The following is an 18,953-nucleotide window of genomic DNA, read 5'->3' as shown; positions in this document are numbered from 1 at the left end:
TTTGGATAGGTATCGGTTATTGCGCTTTCATCGCTTCAGATTTGTCTGAAGTCATAACGAAATGCAGTTCACCACCGTCTTTCAAATCGCTGTGCGCGAAGCTGAAGTTGTCACTCAATTGTTTGCCGTTGATGGTCACCGACTTCACGTAGATGCTCTCTTGGCTGTTATATTCTGAGGTGATGGTGAATTTACCGTCCGCGACTGGAATCACGGCTTTGTCGAACAGAGGACGACCGATGGTGTAGCTTGCTTCTCCCGGAGTGACTTGATAGAAGCCCAATGCAGACATCACATACCACGCCGACATCTGACCGACGTCTTCGTTACCAATCAGACCTTCATGCGTTGGGTGGTAGAACTCGTTCATCGCTTGGTCGACAATTTCTTGTGTCTTCCATGGCTCTGCTGTCCAGTTGTATAGGTAAGGTACGTGGTGATCTGGCTCGTTCCCCATCACGAACTGACCGATATAGCCTGACATGTCGTGTGACTGGCTTGTATCGGCGTTGGAGTCCGCATTAAACAGCGCATTCAAGTTGGCTAAGAATGCCGCTTTGCCTTGTTCGGTTACGTCTTCAGGAAGAGAGAAGTCAGTGCGGTCGATGTGCTCGCCGCCCATCACGTTGGCCAGACCGTTCAAGTTGTGCGGTGCAAACCATGTCCATTGCCATGTGTTGCCTTCGGTAAAGTCTTCACCACGGTGCTCAGCACGGTAAGGCCAGAACACATCGCTTTCGTTGAGTGCTTTGCGGTCTTTACAGGCGTTGTAGTCCATACCGTCTGGGATAGACAGCGCCATGTTCTCGTCCAAACATTCGGCTTTCAGGTTGTTTGCCCAAACCTTGCTGCCACTGTTCATGTAAGCCGGACGCATAAAGCCCGTCGCACCCAATGCGTTGCCTTTGGTGTCTTGCAACTTGCCGTATTGTTCTGGGTTGTAATCGAAGTAGTTCTTGAACGATTCAGAGCGTGCCATGTAGCGGTCGTACTGCTGGTCGTTGCCCGCAAGTTTAGCGATCTGAGCGATACACCAGTCGTAGTAAGCGTTCTCAAGACCGTAAGACACCGATTCGTTCACAAGCTCGTCGTACTTATCGACTTTTAAGCCTTCTACGTAACCCGGTTTGTCACCAGAATCCGGCGCCCATTTGGTGTTGGCTGGAATAAAGCCGACGTCTTCTTGGTAGTCGTTGTGACGAGTCATGACCGTGAAGCGTTTGTCACCGTTCCAAGCGTCTTGGTAAGGCACCCAGCTTTCGGTTTTATCAAGGTTGAAGTTGACCGTTTCGTCAGCGGCTTTCAACGCCAAATCAAACTCAGCTGCGGTAAAGGCTTCTGGGTGTTTGACCATGATATCGGCGATAACCGAGACCGCAGGATGACCGACCATTTCACCGGTGTAATCCGAGTGCAGTTCCCATTTTGGCAGCACGCCGCCCGTTTGGTATTTGTTCAATAGATCGCGTGCGTGTTCAATTGCGCGGTCTTTATCGATGATGGTTTTCAGTGGGTGTGCGGCGCGGAAGGTATCCCACATTGAGTACACTGAGTAGTTCACTAAGCCATCTTCTGCTTGGTGCACTTTGCCATCCATGCCACGGTATTTGCCATCCACATCTTGGTATAGGAATGGAGCAACAAACGTACGGTAGAGCGAGGTGTAGAACATGGTTTTGTCGGCTTTGTTGCCACCTTCCAGTTCAAACTCGCCAAGGATGTTTTCCCAAGCCACGCGGTTTTGTTGTACGACATTGTCGAAGTCCCAACCGTTAGTGTCTGCTTCTAGGTTTTTCAGTGCGCCGTCAACGCCAGTGCCAGAAATCGCTACTTTGACCACCAATGGCTCATCGCTCTTACCAAAGTTCAAGTGAGTCAGGACATCGTTTGCGCGTTTTGCCAAACGTTCTGGATCAGGTTCTGGTTCGCCCGGCATTGGTTTGTGCTCTGCGTAACCACGGTAATCTTCTAATCCGACTTCCGTAGCGTCGGTTGGAGTCAGTTTGCTTTCAGAAGCCAGCTTGGTGTACAGGTTTTCTTCAATGATTGGATCAGAGAATTCTGCCGCGAAGAACACGGTTTGCCATTGACCCCATTCGTTTGAGGTACGCGCGCCTACGACGGTAGTATCGTTAACGCGTTTGTAGTAGATGCTGCGAGAATGGTTGCCGTATTGCTCCAACAGTTCGTGTTGCAGGTCGATACGTACTTTGCGGTCTTCACCCGGTTTGAAAGTGTAACGCTGGAACGCCACGCGGTCGGTTGCCGACAGCTCAGCTTTTACACCGGTTTCTACAAGGTCAACCGAGTAGTAACCAACCTCTGCCACTTCCGAGCTTTTATCCATGGTCACGGCATCGGTATTAAAGCCTGTGTATGGCAAGAAAGCGAAGTCGTTTAGGTCGCCTTTACCTGCGCCAGAAATGTGGGTCATTGAGAAGCCAGAAAGCAAGCTGTGCACAGGATCGTATTCGACAGGTGAGCCTTTACCATTCCAACCGTTTGGATCGAAGTTATCTGGTGACGGTTGAATCATACCTTCTGGCATCACTGGCGATGGGTTGACGTTGCCAAGACCTTTAGTGCCGATCAAGGTATCAACGAATTCCAAAGTAGGGGTAGAGATAACTGGAGCTTCTGGATCAGAGTCGCTGCCACAACCAGCAAGACCAAGCATGGCGGTTAACACTGCGGTAGAGAGTAGGGTTCTTTTTAGTTTCATTGTTTTTATTCCACGAGAAAAGGGGACACGAGGTCCCCTCAAAATCATTATTCGCCTAGGTTGGCTTGCATTGCTTCAGACTTGTCAGCCGTCATCACGAAGTGCAGTTCGCCGCCTGCTTTGAATTCGCTGTGCTGGAAGGTGTTGTACACATCCAGAGGCTTGCCGTTGATGGTCACTTCTTTGATGTACATGTTGTCTGGACCGTTGTTCTCAGCCGTTACCGTGAAGGTGCCAGAACCAATGTCTACCGTCGCTTGGTCGAAGTTCATGCCCGCAACTTCTGTCATGTTAAGAGAAGCACCAGACTTGCCATTCTCGCCGATTTCAACGTTTGATAGCGCCAATTTCGCTTCAACCGTTAAGCCGTCTTTGGATGTGTCGAACTCAACGTAAGCGCGTGCGTATTGATACTTGCCACGTGTTTCGTTACCGATTTCCGTAATGCCTTCTGGCACGTCCATGTAACGACCTTGCTCTTTATCGTAGTAAGCAAAGCGAACGTTTTTGATTGGTTGGTCGAATTCCATCACGAAGAATTCTTTTTGGCTTGGTGCCCAGCCGTCAGAGAAACGGTGACCTTCAAGACGGTTATTGTCTTTGTCCCATTTCAAGTAAGAATCAGAGGTGTAGTCCCAGTTAATTTTGAAGCCAGTGTTCACGATGATTTCTGACTTCTCATCACGAGGGAAGGTGTAACGGTGTACACCAACGCGATCTGACGCCGTCAACTCAGCTTTGATGTCGTAATCCAATAGATCGACTTTGTAGTAGCCTGCCGTCGCTTGCTCGTCACGATGTTGGAAGCGAGACGCTTCTAGGTTTAGCGTTGCCGAACCTTCATCAATCATGTAATCCGAACGCGAGTTGATTGGCATGACGAGAATGTCGTTCAAGTCGCCAGCACCTGCTCCGGAAAGGTGGGTATGAGAGAAACCGGAAGTACGTGCGTCGTGGTAGTAGTAGCCTGAAATGTATTCCCAGCCGTTAGAACCGTTGTTTGGAGAAAGCTGCACCATGCCGTGTGGTGTGGTTGCACCAGGGTAGGTGTTGCCTAGGTTACCTGTGCCGATGAATGGGTTGACGTAGCGTGTTACGTCCATATCGGCGAAATCTACCGGAATGTGAACGCCCATGTCGATTTCAGGTGTTTCTGGGTTTGGCTTGTCATCGCAGTCGCCATCGCCAACTGGAGGACATATTGGCTTGCCGCCGTCAGGAATATCCGGCAGTGCAGGGTTGGTGTCACCGCCTTCATAAATGTTGGTTGTGTCGTCGTTACAGCCAGTCAGACCGACTAGACCACTGAGAACTGCGCAAGCGAGTAGGGAAGGTTTGAATTTCATTTTTAAAGCCTTGTAAATTGTAGGGTTATGTAATTAAAAAAATCAGGGGTATTACTAAAACTTAAAAACTTGAAATAGAGCCCTTTGGGGGAAAGGGCTCTTAGGGGGAGGAGCTTAAGGTTTAAGCTTTCACAAGAGTCGCTGCGTTACGCATCGCTTCTTTCGTTGAACACTCAACAACGTTTGCTTTTGCAAAGCGGTGAGCGTCTTTTACTTGGATATCGTGAGCTAGAATAACCAGCTTCGCGTTTGCTACATCTAGGTCAGTGATGCGGTTCTGGATACCGTTTTGACCTTGAGTTTCTACTTTGATTTTCAGACCTGCTGCTGCACCTGCTTTCTCTAGTGCTTTCGCTGCCATGAATGTGTGTGCTACGCCAGATGGGCAACATGTTACTGCTACGATGTCGTACTCGCCTTCGCCTGCTGCTGGAGCCGCTTGAGCTTGTGCAGGTGCTGCTTCAACGATCTCGTCTTCTGCTTCTTCTTCAGCAACTGGTTTCCAGAAGCCAACGATAACTGCTGTTGTTAGTGAGCCTAGTGCGATACCCACAACGTACATTGGGATGTTGCTTGATACAGGAGCTGTGATTAGACCGCCCCATGGTGCGTGTAGCAGTACGTCTGTTAGGAAGCCGAACACACAGCCAACGATACCACCAGCAACGATTGAAGGAAGAACGCGTACAGGGTCGTTTGCTGCGAATGGGATAGCACCTTCAGAGATACCGATAGAACCCATGATTGCTGCTGCTTTACCTGCTTCTTGCTCTTGCTTAGTGAACTTCTTCTTGAATAGGAATGTTGCTAGTGCCATACCTAGAGGAGGCGTACAGATTGCGATACCAACACCACCCATTAGCCATGGTTGAGTATCAACTTGAGTTTGAGCGAATAGCGTTGCTACTTTGTTGATTGGACCGCCCATATCGAATGCAGTCATACCACCAAGAATCGTACCTAGAACCACTTTAGAAGCGCCAGCCATAGAAGCTAGGAATTCGTTCATAGACGCCATGAAGATCTTGATTGGCTCGCCGATACCCCATAGAACGATACCTGCAGAGATAAGCGTACCTAGTAGAGGGTAGATGAAGTAAGCGCCCAACGCAGTCATGTTAGCAGAAAGAGGGATCTTCTTAAGTTGGAATACCACACCACCTGCGATGAAACCCGCTACGATACAACCAAGGAAGCCGCCGCCCATGTCAGCCATGATGCCAGAAGAGATCATCGCTGGTGCTAGTGCTGGTTTGTCTGCAATTGAGTAACCAATGAAGCCACCAAGAATAATTGGGAACAGCACCAGACCTTTAATACCGATATTAGAAATATCAGCCAATAAACCGTCCGCAGGAACCGCACCTTTACCTGATGCCATTACCGCTAGCGCCAGTAGTACACCACCCGCAACGATAAATGGAAGCATGTGAGAAGTACCGAATAAAAGGTGACCTTTCATGGTACTTAGGATTTTTTTGAAATCGCTATTATTACTAGCTTGAGCTGTGATTGTACTCATAATTTCACGCCTTATGAATTAATTAAAATATTTAGTATTTGGTTTTCGTCTTTTACGTTATGAATATCTTCAATAAACTCTTCGCTAAATTTACCGAATAATTCTTGAAGAACATAAATATGGTGGTCGGCACCGTTATCTGGTGAGGCAATCATGAAGAATACGGTCGGTTTGACTCCCTCTTCGTCGCCATACTCGATGCCTTCGCGCTTTACGCCAACAGCGATTGCAGGCTCTGTAACCGCTTTGCTTTTTGCGTGTGGGTAAGCGATGCCGTCCATTGAAGTTACGCTTAATGCTTCGCGCGCTTCGATGTCGGTTAAAAAAGCCTCTTTGCTGCTGATTCGATTATTTTCGAATAGCATTTGCGCTAGCTCTTCAAAGACTTCTTTTTTATTATTTGCTTGAAGGTTGCCTTTAATTAAATTGACGTTTGTTAGTTCTGTAATCATTTTTTGACTCATTGGTACTGAAGTAATGAGGCAAATTTAATTAATGTTACGGTTTTCTGAAATAGTAAAAAAAAACCAATAACTATATTTTTGTATCACACAAGCTTAAGTGTGATTTAGCTCTCCAATATATCAATATAAAACTAGGATGAATGAATATCAAAAGCCAATAACGGCGGTTATTGGCTGAACTATAAAATGTAACAGTATGAAGGAAGCTTAATTAGCGTTCACTAACTGTGAGCGCGCGCAACACGACCTTCACAATCCAAAGTGACCTGTTTTGCGTAAGCCGGAATGAAAACTGATTGTCCTTTTTCAACCACGCATGTTTCACCGTTTGCGTGAGTTAGCACAAGTTTGGTATCCAGAGGCATAAGGATCTCAGCGGTTTGAACTTCTAGAGTACGCTGGTGAGCTTGTTTAACGATGGCGAATTTGAAATCGTCCACAGGAATTGGGTATTCCAACATATCGTCGATTTCAGTCGGTGCAAGCAATAGGCTGTCGAATGGCTTCTCATTGAAGCGTGTACATGCAACAAGCTCTTTCACGTCCATGTATTTTGGTGTCAGACCTGCGCGCAGTACGTTGTCTGAGTTTGCCATGATCTCAAGACCTGTACCTTTTAAGTAAGCGTGTGGCGTTTCTGCATCCAAGAACATAGCATCACCCGGTTGTAGGGTAATCACATTAAGCATCAGTGGTGCAAACAAACCAATATCGCCAGGGTATTGCTTCTCTAGCTCAAGAATAAGGTTGAACAGAGGTAAGTCGGTGATGCGAGCTTGAGCCAATAGCACCGTCAACGCCATCTCTTTCTGTTCGCCCTCTAGTGACAGTAGACCCGAGAAGAAGGTCGCCAAGCCCGTTGGCGTTTGGTTTGCGATTAGATCATCTACCAAACCTTGTAGCTCAGGAATCGCCAGCTCAGAGAAGAAGCTGATGATTTCACTTGTTGGGCGGAATCCATTCATCGCTTGGTATTCGGTTAGCGCGTAAACCAATTCTGGTTTGTGGTTTGGATCTTTGTAGTTACGGTTTGCAGCGGTTAGGGGAATGCCTTGTTTTTCTTCCAGTGCAAAACCTAGTTCTGCTTGTTGCTTGTTTGGGTGCACCTGAATCGACAGCGCTTTCTCAGCGGCAAGCACTTTAAACAGGTATGGAAGTTCACCAAAACGGTTTGCGACTTCTTCACTCAGAAAAGCATTCATGTCTTGAGCAATCAGTGAAGAGAGTTTGGTCTCCTTGCCGTTCACCATCACCACTGAGCAACCGTTTGGATGCGCGCCCATCCATACTTCTGCTTGTGGTTCGCCCGTTGGGTTTTCAATGCCAAACAGTTGGTTAACAGAAGTAGTACTGTCCCAAGCGTAGTTTTGAATCACGTTGTTCATCAGGAAAAACGTCGGATGCGCAGCTTGAGTTTGAATCGTTTGTGTATCGGACATCGTTAAATCAGACATAGAGTGTCACCATGAGAGAAAATCATGGCTTGGGCGACATTGCCCAAGCCATAGGAGCCATTTGGGGGTAGGGGTGATTAAGCGGCTGCTTGCATCATTTTTGCTTTACGTACTTTCTTCAACGTTACACACGTTACTGCGGTAACCGTTGCGCCAGCTGCCATACAAATCAGAGCAAGGACTGGGTGGTTCATCGCGCCAAGTAGAGCGACAACTGGACCGCCGTGAGCAACGCTGTTGGTGATGCCGAATGAGAACGCCATTACTGCCGCCACCATTGAGCCAAGTACGTTTGCAGGAATCACTGACATTGGATCTTGCGCTGCGAACGGAATAGCACCCTCAGAGATACCAACCAGACCCATTGCACCTGCTGCTTTACCTGCTTCGGTTTCTGATTCTTCGAACAGGTCGAACTTACGACCAAGCGCCGTTGCCAGTGCCATGCCTAGAGGAGCAACAGGGATTGCACACGCCATCGCACCCATAAATTGAGTTTGACCGCTCGCAATCATGCCCACAGAGAATAGGAATGCGACCTTGTTGAATGGACCACCCATATCGAAGCCAGCCATACCACCAAGTACGATACCCAGTAGAACGACGTTACCTGTACTCATGCTAGTTAGTAGCGCAGTCAGACCGTCCATTAGGCTTGCGATTGGCGCGCCGATAACGAAGATGAATAGACCTGCGATGAATAGCGAACCTGTGATTGGTGCGATCATGATTGGCACCAAAGGTTGGATGAATTTGTGGTAGTTAATCGACGTAATCCACTTCACGAAGTAACCCACAAGCAGACCTGCGATGATGGCACCGATAAAGCCTGTACCAGCGTCTGCGCCGTAGAAAGAACCGTTGTTTGCAATCCAACCACCGATCAAGCCAGGAGCTAGAGCTGGGCGGTCAGCAATCGCGTAAGCAATGTAACCGGCAAGGATTGGGATCATCAGCGTAAAGGCAACCACACCTACGTTGAGGATTTGGTTCCACATGCTGCCTTCAGGAATTGCCATGCCCGCTTCACTTGGTTGACCACCGACTGCAAGAGCAAGTGCAATCAACAGACCACCTGTTACAACGAATGGGATCATGTGTGATACGCCGTTCATCAAGTAGCGGTACAGATCAGAGCGAGCCTGAGAGGCTTTGTTTGCAACAGACGCTTGTGCATTGCTGCTTGCTTCTGCTTGGTATTCTGGAGCGCTTAACGCTTCGTTAATCAGACCTTGAGCATCGCGGATAGGGGCTTTTACGTTAGTTTTAACCACGCGTTTGCCCGCAAAGCGGTTTATGTCGACTTTTTTGTCACACGCTACGATGATTGCGTCTGCACGTTCGATTTCTTCTGCGGTTGGGCTGTTTTTCACACCGATTGAACCGTTCGTTTCAACCTTGATTTCGTAACCCATCGCCGCTGCACCTTTCTCTAGCGCTTCTGCCGCTAGGTAAGTGTGCGCTACGCCCGCAGGACAACCAGTAACACCAATGATGAAGCCTTGGTTTGCTGGTGCGTCTGTCACTGCTTGAGGCTCTTCTTTAGCAAGTAGAAGTGCCAGTGCGTCTTGGCTGTTTGCTGCACCTAAAAACGCATCGATGAAACCATCTTCAATCAGTTTTGAAGACAGTTCTGCAAGTACTTCGATGTGGTGGTTATCGCCACCGTCTGGAGAAGCGATCATGAAGAACAGCTTTGAAGGTAAACCGTCTTCCGCGCCGTACTCGATACCTGATTTGCTTACGCCGATCACAACCGCTGGTTCAATGACTGCTGCACTTTTTGCGTGTGGGATAGCAACGCCATCCTCAAATCCGGTATTACCTAATTCTTCACGTGCTTTTATATCTGTTAGAAATTGCTCTTGGTCTGAAATACGACCTTGGGCGTGTAGAACTGCAACCAGTTCTTTAAATACGTCTTCTTTTGAAGACGCTTTAAGATCAAGCTTAATTAAGTATTCATTTATTAGTTTGGTGATCATTATCGAACCCCTATAAATATAATTTTTATTTCAGAGGTATTTTTAAATTACTGAGAAAAAGACTGTAGTGAATAAAAAATGCATTTACTGGAGGATTGTAACCGACTAACTATAGTGTGATTTAGATCGTTCACTGGACAAATCTAGCTGCATATCTGTGACATGATGGATAAGAAGCTAAACGATAAGTGAAATGTGGCTTTGCTCCCATTTAAAAAGGGATTGAGTGTTTTTGATAGAGTTTTTGTTACTGGAAAATTGATGCGTTAACTGGGTTTTTGTAACATTAAAATGGAAGTGTGATTTTGCTCAATAGCACAAAAATCCAGTCCGGTGTATATCTATAGTAAATAGCATCATTGATGCATATATAGAGTGTGAGACAATGATTTTTCATGATTTAATTTCAGCGGTATTAAATGAAAGAGAGCCATTTCATAATATTTGGTTTGCAGGAGATTTTCATACGCCGCCTGAATTTAGCTATCAAGTTAATTTCCCTCGCCTAGAGTTAGTTCTGGATGGGGAATATATTAATGAAATGGAAAGTCATGATCGAAAAGTAACGCACATCGTTGCTAAAAAAGGCGACGCGATATTTATTCCACCTAACTGTTGGAATAAACCAGACTGGGATACCGATTGCTCAGTGTTAAGTATTTTGTTTGGGCGTCGACAACTTGGGTTAAGTTTGGTGAGCAAACGCAAAGGTGAGGCAAACTTTTACGATATTCAAAAGCATAGCATCCAAACACGCTCAGGATTTGCGATAGATAACATCTTAGAAGCGTTGAGCTCACTGGCTCGTGAGAATACTAAAAAACCAATGGATGAGCTTTTACTGCAAGCATTACTGCAATACGCGAAGACGATGTTGGATGCACCAGTCGAGCAGCAGTCACATAGCCGTGTGCAAGATCTCTATCAAGGGATTTGTATCTACATTCAAGAGAACTTCCATCGCCCAATCACACGTGACAGCATTGCGTTGAGATTCAGTATTTCCTCGAACCATTTGTCGCGCTTGTTCCGTCAGCAGGGGCACATGACCTTGGCAGACTACATTACTTGGGTACGCGTGGATCGTGCGAAGTTTATGCTCAAAAAATACAACTTCAAACTCAATGACGTGTCAGTGCGCTGTGGATTTAAAGACGTGAACTATTTCTGCCGAGTATTTAAGAACCGTACAGGCAGAACGCCGACGGAATATCGTGGTTCGATTTAAGCCTTCAGTCAGAGTGCGTAAATTATAGAGAAGTTTAGGCGAGCAGCCTCGACATGGCGTACATCAGCAGCGCTTGTAAGTCGACGGTGCTTTTTGTTAGTAGTAGGCGTTCCGCTATTTGATCGGTAAGCAGATTTCGTGTGAGGTTAGTAGCCGCAATGATCTGATCTCGGGTCGGCCTTTCTGGCATCACCAGTGCTATAGTCAGATGAACATCACCCATCTTTGAAGCCCAATCCATCGACTTTTCATTTGCAATAACGGCAATGGAAATGTGGTCAACACCTGAAAACATCACATGCGGTAGAGCGATCCCCGGAGTCACGCAAGTTGATGAACGTTCTTCGCGTTTAATAAAAGCAAGAATCAGTTCGTCGGGATGAATGGGGTGGATCAGCTGAGCTAATCCTTTAAGACATTCAAACTTGGTGAGCTCGGTATGCGCTTTGGCGTAGTGCCATTTGATTTCACAAGGTGGGCAAATTTGCGGTAAACGCTCGGCCAGTTGGCTAGAAAACTCATAGTTGATATGAGATCCCACCACCGTAAAGTGTTCAGCAATCATGTCTTTGATGACGAAGCAGGCCAGCTCTGCGTCAATGCCAATCGCTGTGATTTGACACAAATCACCTTGTTGTAGACCTGCTTGCAAAATCGCCACGGACTTGGTGAGTTCCGCAACACGATTTTGCGTTACATTAATGATATGTAAGGTACTTTTGAACTTCTTTGCCACTCGATTGAGTGGCTGAGCAAGGTGCGCACTGGCATTTGCATTATCGACGAAAAAGGTGATTTGGTATTCGTTCATCTGCAAATTTAGTCGCGGCAGTGGACGAGGAATACTTTGTCGACGTTCAGCAAAACCTCTTCAATGGGGATTTGAATTTTGCGCGTCCCTTCGAATCGGCCTGGTTGTTCTATCTCAATATCCGACACGATCAAAACCCGATCCGCTTGAGCAATATCGTGAGGAGTGAGCTGATTCTCTATCCCCATCGCACCTTGCGTTTCTACTTTAATTTGCACGTTATGTTTTGGCGCAGCTTTCATGAGTGCATCTGCCGCCATATAGGTATGAGCGATGCCTGTAGGGCATGCTGTCACCGCTACGATTTTCATGTTCTATCCATTTTATTTTTTGTGGATATTAACACAGCCACCGCAGATTGAATTGATTTGAGCTGGATTAACGCAAGAGCTCTATCACAGTTTGAATCTCATGTTACATTAATCCAGTTAATGCACTTTTAGTCCTATATATCAAAGGGTAGGCACTGGTTAATCTATGCCCAAATAAAATGAGTAGGAACGCATACGAGCCAGGGGATCCTGTATCTCAAACTCACTTGGGTATATATTCGAGCGTGAATATTGGAAGGTAAAGCAATGGACATCACAAACCTAATTGAGCTGGAAACGATATGTTTAGATCTAAAAGCTCAAACCAAAGATGAAGCGCTCAAAGAGCTGGTCGATATGCTAGAGGCCGCTGGCAAGCTCAACAGTCAAAGCCAGTTCTTGGCAGATATCTGGAAACGAGAAGAGATCGGTAACACAGGATTTGATGATGGTATTGCGATCCCTCATGCCAAAAGTGATGCTGTAGCGCAACCAGCTGTCGCGGTCGGGATCAGCCGTAATGGGATTGATTATGGCGCCGAAGATGGCGAGCTGTCCGATGTGTTTTTCATGCTGGCGTCTCCAGATGGTGATGATCATCATCACATTGAAGTATTGGCACAAATTTCCACCAAACTTATCGAAGACGGCTTTGTTGAAAAGCTCAAGCTGGCTCAATCGCGAGAAGAAGCGCTTGAGATGCTGACTGATATTCAAACCCAATCCAATGAATTTCTCCCGACTTCTTTAGAATTTGCATCAGACCCCCTGAGCCCTTGGGCGCAAAAACTTGGCCGCATTAAAGAGCACCTGCTGTTTGGCACATCCCACATGATCCCGTTTATTGTTGCGGGTGGTGTGTTGTTGTCGTTGTCGGTGATGATCTCTGGACACGGTGGTGTACCACAGGAGGGCATTCTGGCCGATATTGCCCAAATGGGGATTGCTGGCCTGACATTGTTTACTGCCGTTCTTGGCGGTTACATTGCTTATTCCATTGCCGACAAGCCGGGCCTTGCGCCGGGTATGATTGGGTCTTGGATTGCGGTCAGTCATTACAATACGGGTTTTTTAGGTGCAATTGTGGTCGGCTTTTTCGCCGGCTTTGTGGTTTGGTTGCTGAAGAAAATTCAACTGCCGGACAGCATGAGTTCGCTCGGCTCGATCTTTATCTACCCACTGGTTGGTACGTTTGTTACCTGCGGCGCAGTGATGTGGGTGATTGGTGCGCCTATCGCCAGCGCAATGACGACCATGAATGATGTGCTGACGGGGATGGCGGGCTCGGGCAAAGTGATGTTGGGTACCGTACTAGGTGCAATGACCGCGTTTGATATGGGCGGTCCTATCAACAAAGTGGCGACTTTGTTTGCTCAGACACAAGTAAATACTCAACCGTGGCTAATGGGTGGTGTCGGTATTGCGATCTGTACTCCGCCGCTGGGCATGGCGTTAGCGACTTTCCTATCGCCAAGTAAATTTAAACGTGATGAACGTGAAGCTGGTAAAGCAGCGGACATCATGGGCATAATTGGTATCAGCGAAGGAGCGATTCCGTTTGCGGCGGGCGACCCAGCTCGCGTCCTGCCTGCGATTGTTGCTGGTGGCATTGTTGGTAACGTGATTGGCTTTATGTTCCACGTAATGAACCATGCCCCTTGGGGCGGTTGGATTGTTCTCCCTGTCGTGGATGGAAAAATTGGTTACATCATCGGCACGATTACGGGCTCAGTTACCACTGCATTGATCGTGATTGCACTAAAGAAAACCGTCACCGAAGATGAAAGCTACACTGGTCATTCTCAAGTATATGGTTCCGTTCAAGGCGAAGGTGAGGCAGATGTTTTGGCGGTTACATCTTGTCCATCAGGTGTGGCACATACGTTCTTAGCGGCGAAGTCATTGGAAAAAGCGGCTTGTGCACTCGGCATTAAGATTAAAGTCGAAACTCAAGGGGCGAATGGCGTCATCAATCGAATTACCGAGAAAGACATCGAGAAAGCGAAGTTTGTGATATTTGCTCATGATGTCGCGATCAAAGAACCGGAACGTTTTCGAAAAGTAAAAGTGTTGGATGTCAGTACTAAGGATGCCTTGCTTCATCCAATTGCTTTATTGCAAAACAAGAATGAATAGCTATCTTTTAGTTAGCACTTTCTTCGTTAAATTTCCTATATATTTGGTCGACTAAGTCGGTAAACTGGCTCCAATTTGGACTATCGAGCACTACCTCAGAGTAGTACGATCTTGAAACCAGTTTGGCCATGGATGACATCTCTAATCAACCGTGGTTCTCTCACTTTCTGGATTGATGAAGAAGCCATTCGCAAGTGGAAGCAGAATAAGCAAGGTAAACGTGGTAAACCTTTTTAGATCAGCGGCTTAGCCATTATCACTGTGCTTATAGTGAAACGAGTTTTCTCAATACCGTTGAGAACATTGCAAGGGTTTATCGATTCTGTTTTTTTCATTGGCTAACGTCCCTATAGCCTGTCCACATTACAGTTGTATCAGTCGAAGAGCTAAGCAAGTCGAGGTTTTATTTAAACCAAAGACTAGAGGTGTAATATATCATCTAGCCCTCGATGCGGCAGGTCTCAAGGTCTATGGTGAAGGTAAACGGAAGGTCAAGAAGCATGTAACTGGCGGGAAGTGTAGAGTCTGGAGAAAATGGCATTGAGCTATCGATACCAGCACTTACGAAATCGTTGCGGCAGAACTGATTTTATCTAATGTTACCTATGCAGAAGTCCTCCCTTACTTGCTCAAGCAAACAAGTCGTAAAATCATAGCGATATTAGGTGATGGCGCTTATGACACAGGGGATTGTCACGATGTCATACGTATCCAAGTGTAAGTGGAAAAAAACGATACGGCTACCATAAACGCTCACTATCAGAGACAGCAATGTATCGAGTGAAGAAGTTGTTAGTTGAGCGGTTAAGCCTGAGAAACTACAATGTTCAGGTTGATGAAACTTACGCCATGATTAAAGAGTTGAACAAACTTACAGGGTTTGGTATGTCTGAAACTCAGTGTGCAGTATGAGAATTGCTCAACTTCAGGCTGTTTGGTGCTCTGACCGAATTACGAAACAAAGACCCGTTTGGTTCTAAAAGCACTCGTCTGGACTACCGATGTGAAGAATATGAAGAGTTAGCTAAAACAGAATCAAATAAATTTGGCAGAGGAGAGAAAATGAATCGAGATATAGGTTTATAGGTTTCGCCTAGCTATTTAACAAAGTATTTAAGATTGATTCGAAACACGTGGTATTACCAGTTCAAATTGAGTTTAGTGTTTACGGTGCAATGAATTTGTTCTGATCCATTGATACTGAATACTCTCGTAAGGGACTTTTTCCATACTTTTAGTCATTACGCTTGACGTTGGTGCAATGCTATGGAATCACCATATCAGCACGTTAGAAGCCTGGACTTTGATTGGTGGATTCATGCTTTTGATTGGTTGGTCAATCTGGAGCGCACTACGCTCAAAGGGAGACTACTTAGAGCAAGAGACGGGCTACGAACTGTCTAGCCAACGTATGTCACAGAAGTCTTCCATTTTCTGGCTGTTTACAGGGTTAGTGTTACTGATTATCAGCTCGCGCATTTTGGTGTGGGGAGCTGTGGAAATCGCACAACAACTCGGTGTCAGCGATTTATTGATTGGCCTAACTATTGTGGCTTTAGGAACGTCATTACCCGAATTAGCGGCATCTATAGTGGCGGCTCGTAAAGGCGAGCATGATATAGCTGTGGGTAATGTGGTAGGCTCAAATATGTTTAACTCCTTAGCAGTCATCGGTATTGCGGGCACCATTGCACCTATTGCCAATATTGGTGCTGAAGTCTTCTGGCGTGACTGGACATCGATGCTTTTTGTCACGGGATTACTGCGGTTGACCGCCGCTCGTTTTGGCAAATCACAGACGATTTCTCGCAGTGAAGGCGTTGTTCTGTTGGTGTGTTATTTGGGATACAACAGTTCTCTAATCTATGGAGCGCTTTAATACATAAATATTGAACAGTGAACTTATTGAGTCACGCAGTAAGATGGAACACATTACGGTTTTTTATGATACGCGTTAGGCACTCGTTGTGCTGATCTTGCAAAATACGCTCTTGACAATTTTATCTTGGCTTATGTGGTATCCAAGCTCGTCAACCTCGGGATATTCAAAAAGACAGACAAAGTCAGTGGTGGAGATGAAATTATCGCTCGCTGTCTCAAGTGGCTTCTTATGCGGTTTGTTTAGTCGCACTTGTAGATGTTGCCAGTTTGATAGCTTTAGTGGGTGCAGCGGGTTTAGCGATTGGTTTAGCTCTGAAAGGCACCCTGAGCAACACTGCCGCAGGTATCATGATTTTATTTCTGAAGCCGAACAAAAAAGGTGGGTTTGTTGAATTCGGAAGCTGCTCAGGTAGCTTGGTTGATATTGGTTTATTCACTCCCGTGTTTTAGACGGCAGATGGCCTTTACATTTCTAGTTAGAACAGTGTTATTTGGAGCTCAACTGTTTGTAATTTTAGTCATAGCAACAAACGTCGTATGTATATCATGGTTGGTATCTCTTACCAATATTTAGTCGAGGTCGGGTTGAACGTACTTAAAGAACTGGCGTTATCCCAAGCGCATATTCTTAAAGATCCTGAGTCTCAAGTAATTGTTCGCATGCTGGCTGATAGTTAGATTGGCCTCCAGCTTTGCGTCTGACGTCCAACGGATAAATACTGAGAAACCTATTGGTCGGTGCAGAAGCAAGTGAAGCTAAATATCAATACGGCTGGGTTAGCTATATTCCTTTTCCCGCAGAGAAATCTTTACATGAAGTGGTTGTACAGTAATACTGAAGGTAACTTTCTTACCTATGGTTTTTTAGTAAACTGTCGGGTTCACAAAAATATCAACTTATGGTTCCTTTAAGTGATATCAACAAATGGTTGCTTTTTGAGTAAGCTATTGAAGTGAAAGAAATCGTAGATATCACTTTATGGTTGTTTCGATAGGAGGTTCGAATCATTATGAGCCGTAAGTAGCGCTCTTTTTGTCTCAGTTTTCTTAGCGGCGATGTATTCGTGTATACATGCAACGGTTTTTAGAGATAGGTTGGAATATTAGTCGAAATTTGAAACTGTAAACGCGTTTTTGGGACTAGAATTAAGTATCATGAAGATAATATTTGTCATTATCTTCAAATTCTTGTGAAGAAAGAACCAGTTTGGAAACTAGCTTAATGAGTATATATCAGGTAAGAAACCTCAATCGTTACTTTAAAGTTCTTGAGCATGATCCGTATCAGAGGGCCATAGATGCGGGCGATGATGATCTGTTGAATAGGCTTTTCAATGAGCCAGTAAGAGCAGAGGGCTTGTCTGATGTTTGGGTAGAAGAGAGTGTTCAATTTACGGCTCACTACAAGACATCGGTAAAAACCCCTGACATATCTGTTTGGGGAACGTGTTTAGTGCTGACGCTGCGAGCGGCTGAAGTGCTTAAACCATACATTGAAACAGATGGTGAGTTTTTACCTATAGTGATTGATGGTGAGAAGTTTCAGGTTTTCAATGTCATGAGCTTTGGAGAAGAAGACCAGGAAAATACGAAACACGAATATATTGATGAGCATCCGGTTGGCTTGACGTCGCTTAAGTTCATCGAGTTGAGCGTTGCAGATAAGTATGTTTTTAAGTCGTTGATGCAAGGGTGTAACTTGCTGTATTGCGATGATAAGCTAAAGAACTTGTGTAATGAACATGACCTGCGTGGTGTCGAATTCGATCTCGATCTACTAGATGTGTTCGACTACTAGTATACTAGTAAGCCGTTTCATTTTTATTGTCTCGTAGTTACCAATTGATTTTTTCTGTGACTACTTAGTAATACTAGTTATGAGTTTCTTTTATGTAATAACGTTTATTGTTGAATTTCTGAGTTTGAAACGTGATGTCACAAAGTATCAATTCATGGGTATGTAAATAAAGATTAGAATCATTAAGAGCCGCATGTAGCGGCTCTTTTTGATCATGAAATTGGTTAGTGGCGACAGACTACGAAGCGCTCAGAGGGTTACGAGGACTCGCTTCAGATAAATGAAGAAAGAGCGAATCGAAGTGGCTGTTGTTACCTATTTGACTGCTCATACCGTTGCCATTCCGCTGTTAACTCTGCTTTTTCTTTTCTCGCTGCAATCAGCATTTCTATATTTACGTCAGTGTTTGGGTGCCTTTGAATGTATCGCTCGTAATCAACCGGAACACCATTGATGTGCAGTTCAAGATGTAAATGCGGCCCTGTTGTTCTTCCTGTGTTACCCGTTTTCCCTATCACTTGTCCTCGGCTGATCTTCTCACCAACATGGACGTTGCGCTGAGATAAGTGTAGGTAGCGTGATACAGAGCCATTTGTGTGGCGGATATTAATGTAGTTGCCGGCAAAACGGTTGTAGCGGGACTTTAAAACGATGCCATCGGCAATACTACGAATCGGTGTACCTACAGGTGTGGCATAATCAGTGCCTAAGTGCGGAGTCGTTATATTGGTCACTGGATGTGTTCGCTTTAAGTCATAGTCAGAGCTCACTCTGTAGTTTTTATCAAAGGGTGAAGAAAACATGAACTGATTATTTATCGACACACCATGCTCATCAAATACGTTACCGTGACCATCATTGATAATAAATAAATCAGTTTTACTGCCTAAATAGTAAAAAGAACTAATGTAAGTTTCATTTTTACTATTTAATTTAGTTCTTAAGATAAAGTTATCACCTCTTTTAATAGAGTCAATAATATTAAACTTGCTTTTGATAAGTGCTAATAGCAAGTTGATCTCTTTTTGATTCACTCCTGATTTTAATAATGAAGCGACAAAAGAGTATTCAACAACACCGATAGTGATTTTTTGCCTACGAGTATTCTTATTAATTGGTGGCTGCACATTCTCACTTTCGAATTCTAAAGGCTTGATGGTAGGTAGCCTATCCACAGGAGTGAGGAAGTAGTGAGAAAGCGATACGCTAATCAATATGATTAACGCAGTAGTGATAAGGGCTACGGTAGGAGCTTGCACACTCCTTTTTATTATTAAAATAGTCATTAGTTTTGT

General features: G+C 45.3%; 14 protein-coding genes and 2 pseudogenes. 7 read left to right on the top strand and 9 right to left on the bottom strand.

What is annotated here, in order from left to right; genetic code table 11:
- Positions 1-16: 16 nt before the first annotated feature.
- The 6 genes from R7127_RS02005 to R7127_RS01980 form a co-directional block, all read right to left on the bottom strand.
- Entirely contained in the window at positions 17-2,722 is a 2,706-nt protein-coding gene (locus R7127_RS02005) for a GH92 family glycosyl hydrolase (RefSeq protein WP_033906392.1), read from the bottom strand.
- A gap of 47 nt (positions 2,723-2,769) precedes the next feature.
- Complete coding sequence (locus R7127_RS02000; RefSeq protein ID WP_309304221.1) at positions 2,770-4,068, bottom strand: glycoside hydrolase domain-containing protein; 1,299 nt, start codon at positions 4,066-4,068, stop codon at positions 2,770-2,772.
- 121 nt (positions 4,069-4,189) lie between these two features.
- Positions 4,190-5,590: a fructose-specific PTS transporter subunit EIIC gene (locus R7127_RS01995; protein ID WP_005453038.1), complete on the bottom strand. Its 1,401-nt coding sequence runs from the start codon at positions 5,588-5,590 to the stop codon at positions 4,190-4,192.
- A gap of 11 nt (positions 5,591-5,601) precedes the next feature.
- Positions 5,602-6,042 (bottom strand): PTS sugar transporter subunit IIA, encoded by a 441-nt coding sequence (locus R7127_RS01990; protein ID WP_064376240.1) that lies wholly within the window; start codon positions 6,040-6,042, stop codon positions 5,602-5,604.
- Between the two features lie 233 nt (positions 6,043-6,275).
- On the bottom strand, positions 6,276-7,493 hold the full coding sequence (manA, locus tag R7127_RS01985; protein ID WP_411977851.1) for a mannose-6-phosphate isomerase, class I: 1,218 nt from the start codon (positions 7,491-7,493) through the stop codon (positions 6,276-6,278).
- 92 nt (positions 7,494-7,585) lie between these two features.
- Complete coding sequence (locus R7127_RS01980) at positions 7,586-9,493, bottom strand: fructose-specific PTS transporter subunit EIIC (RefSeq protein ID WP_053349240.1); 1,908 nt, start codon at positions 9,491-9,493, stop codon at positions 7,586-7,588.
- A 385-nt stretch (positions 9,494-9,878) separates the two neighbouring features.
- On the opposite strand from R7127_RS01980, the gene R7127_RS01975 reads away from it, so the two are divergent.
- The gene (locus R7127_RS01975) at positions 9,879-10,721 is read left to right on the top strand and encodes a helix-turn-helix transcriptional regulator (protein WP_029802624.1); all 843 of its coding nucleotides are present in this window, start codon (positions 9,879-9,881) and stop codon (positions 10,719-10,721) included.
- A gap of 34 nt (positions 10,722-10,755) precedes the next feature.
- Here the strand turns inward: R7127_RS01975 and R7127_RS01970 are convergent, their stop codons facing one another.
- Together R7127_RS01970 and R7127_RS01965 are read right to left on the bottom strand one after the other, a co-directional pair.
- Complete coding sequence (locus R7127_RS01970) at positions 10,756-11,532, bottom strand: PTS sugar transporter subunit IIA (protein ID WP_318148295.1); 777 nt, start codon at positions 11,530-11,532, stop codon at positions 10,756-10,758.
- Positions 11,533-11,540: 8 nt separating this feature from the next.
- Positions 11,541-11,843 (bottom strand): PTS fructose transporter subunit IIB, encoded by a 303-nt coding sequence (locus R7127_RS01965; protein ID WP_005463048.1) that lies wholly within the window; start codon positions 11,841-11,843, stop codon positions 11,541-11,543.
- Positions 11,844-12,110: 267 nt separating this feature from the next.
- On the opposite strand from R7127_RS01965, the gene R7127_RS01960 reads away from it, so the two are divergent.
- From R7127_RS01960 to R7127_RS01940, 6 genes and pseudogenes are all read left to right on the top strand, one after another.
- A complete protein-coding gene (locus tag R7127_RS01960) occupies positions 12,111-13,979 on the top strand; it encodes a fructose-specific PTS transporter subunit EIIC (protein WP_318141786.1) in 1,869 nt (622 codons plus the stop codon).
- A 132-nt stretch (positions 13,980-14,111) separates the two neighbouring features.
- A pseudogene (locus R7127_RS01955) lies at positions 14,112-14,891 on the top strand (IS5 family transposase).
- Between the two features lie 316 nt (positions 14,892-15,207).
- Positions 15,208-15,858 (top strand): annotated as a pseudogene (locus R7127_RS01950) (sodium:calcium antiporter); the annotation flags it as partial.
- Positions 15,859-16,079: 221 nt separating this feature from the next.
- Positions 16,080-16,310, top strand: a complete 231-nt coding sequence (locus R7127_RS27030; protein ID WP_373924676.1) for a mechanosensitive ion channel domain-containing protein — start codon at positions 16,080-16,082, stop codon at positions 16,308-16,310.
- Between the two features lie 87 nt (positions 16,311-16,397).
- Complete coding sequence (locus R7127_RS27025) at positions 16,398-16,538, top strand: hypothetical protein (protein ID WP_372061284.1); 141 nt, start codon at positions 16,398-16,400, stop codon at positions 16,536-16,538.
- Between the two features lie 544 nt (positions 16,539-17,082).
- Positions 17,083-17,658, top strand: a complete 576-nt coding sequence (locus R7127_RS01940) for a hypothetical protein (protein WP_033906398.1) — start codon at positions 17,083-17,085, stop codon at positions 17,656-17,658.
- Positions 17,659-17,969: 311 nt separating this feature from the next.
- Here R7127_RS01940 and R7127_RS01935 read toward each other — a convergent pair whose 3' ends face one another.
- Positions 17,970-18,944: a peptidoglycan DD-metalloendopeptidase family protein gene (locus R7127_RS01935; RefSeq protein ID WP_115386557.1), complete on the bottom strand. Its 975-nt coding sequence runs from the start codon at positions 18,942-18,944 to the stop codon at positions 17,970-17,972.
- Positions 18,945-18,953 lie beyond the last annotated feature (9 nt).

Origin of the sequence: Vibrio sp. 1159 (assembly GCF_033340395.1) — a bacterium.
GTDB lineage: Bacteria > Pseudomonadota > Gammaproteobacteria > Enterobacterales > Vibrionaceae > Vibrio > Vibrio alginolyticus.
Note: the sequence above shows the minus strand (reverse complement) of the source record. Positions and strands in the feature narration are given on the sequence as shown.

Coding starts and splice junctions, on each gene's coding strand:
- R7127_RS02005 (WP_033906392.1), bottom strand. CDS start 2,722: ATGAAACTAAAAAGAACCCTACTCTCTACCGCAGTGTTAACCGCCATG.
- R7127_RS02000 (WP_309304221.1), bottom strand. CDS start 4,068: ATGAAATTCAAACCTTCCCTACTCGCTTGCGCAGTTCTCAGTGGTCTA.
- R7127_RS01995 (WP_005453038.1), bottom strand. CDS start 5,590: ATGAGTACAATCACAGCTCAAGCTAGTAATAATAGCGATTTCAAAAAA.
- R7127_RS01990 (WP_064376240.1), bottom strand. CDS start 6,042: ATGATTACAGAACTAACAAACGTCAATTTAATTAAAGGCAACCTTCAA.
- manA (WP_411977851.1), bottom strand. CDS start 7,493: ATGTCCGATACACAAACGATTCAAACTCAAGCTGCGCATCCGACGTTT.
- R7127_RS01980 (WP_053349240.1), bottom strand. CDS start 9,493: ATGATCACCAAACTAATAAATGAATACTTAATTAAGCTTGATCTTAAA.
- R7127_RS01975 (WP_029802624.1), top strand. CDS start 9,879: ATGATTTTTCATGATTTAATTTCAGCGGTATTAAATGAAAGAGAGCCA.
- R7127_RS01970 (WP_318148295.1), bottom strand. CDS start 11,532: ATGAACGAATACCAAATCACCTTTTTCGTCGATAATGCAAATGCCAGT.
- R7127_RS01965 (WP_005463048.1), bottom strand. CDS start 11,843: ATGAAAATCGTAGCGGTGACAGCATGCCCTACAGGCATCGCTCATACC.
- R7127_RS01960 (WP_318141786.1), top strand. CDS start 12,111: ATGGACATCACAAACCTAATTGAGCTGGAAACGATATGTTTAGATCTA.
- R7127_RS27025 (WP_372061284.1), top strand. CDS start 16,398: ATGTATATCATGGTTGGTATCTCTTACCAATATTTAGTCGAGGTCGGG.
- R7127_RS01940 (WP_033906398.1), top strand. CDS start 17,083: ATGAGTATATATCAGGTAAGAAACCTCAATCGTTACTTTAAAGTTCTT.
- R7127_RS01935 (WP_115386557.1), bottom strand. CDS start 18,944: ATGACTATTTTAATAATAAAAAGGAGTGTGCAAGCTCCTACCGTAGCC.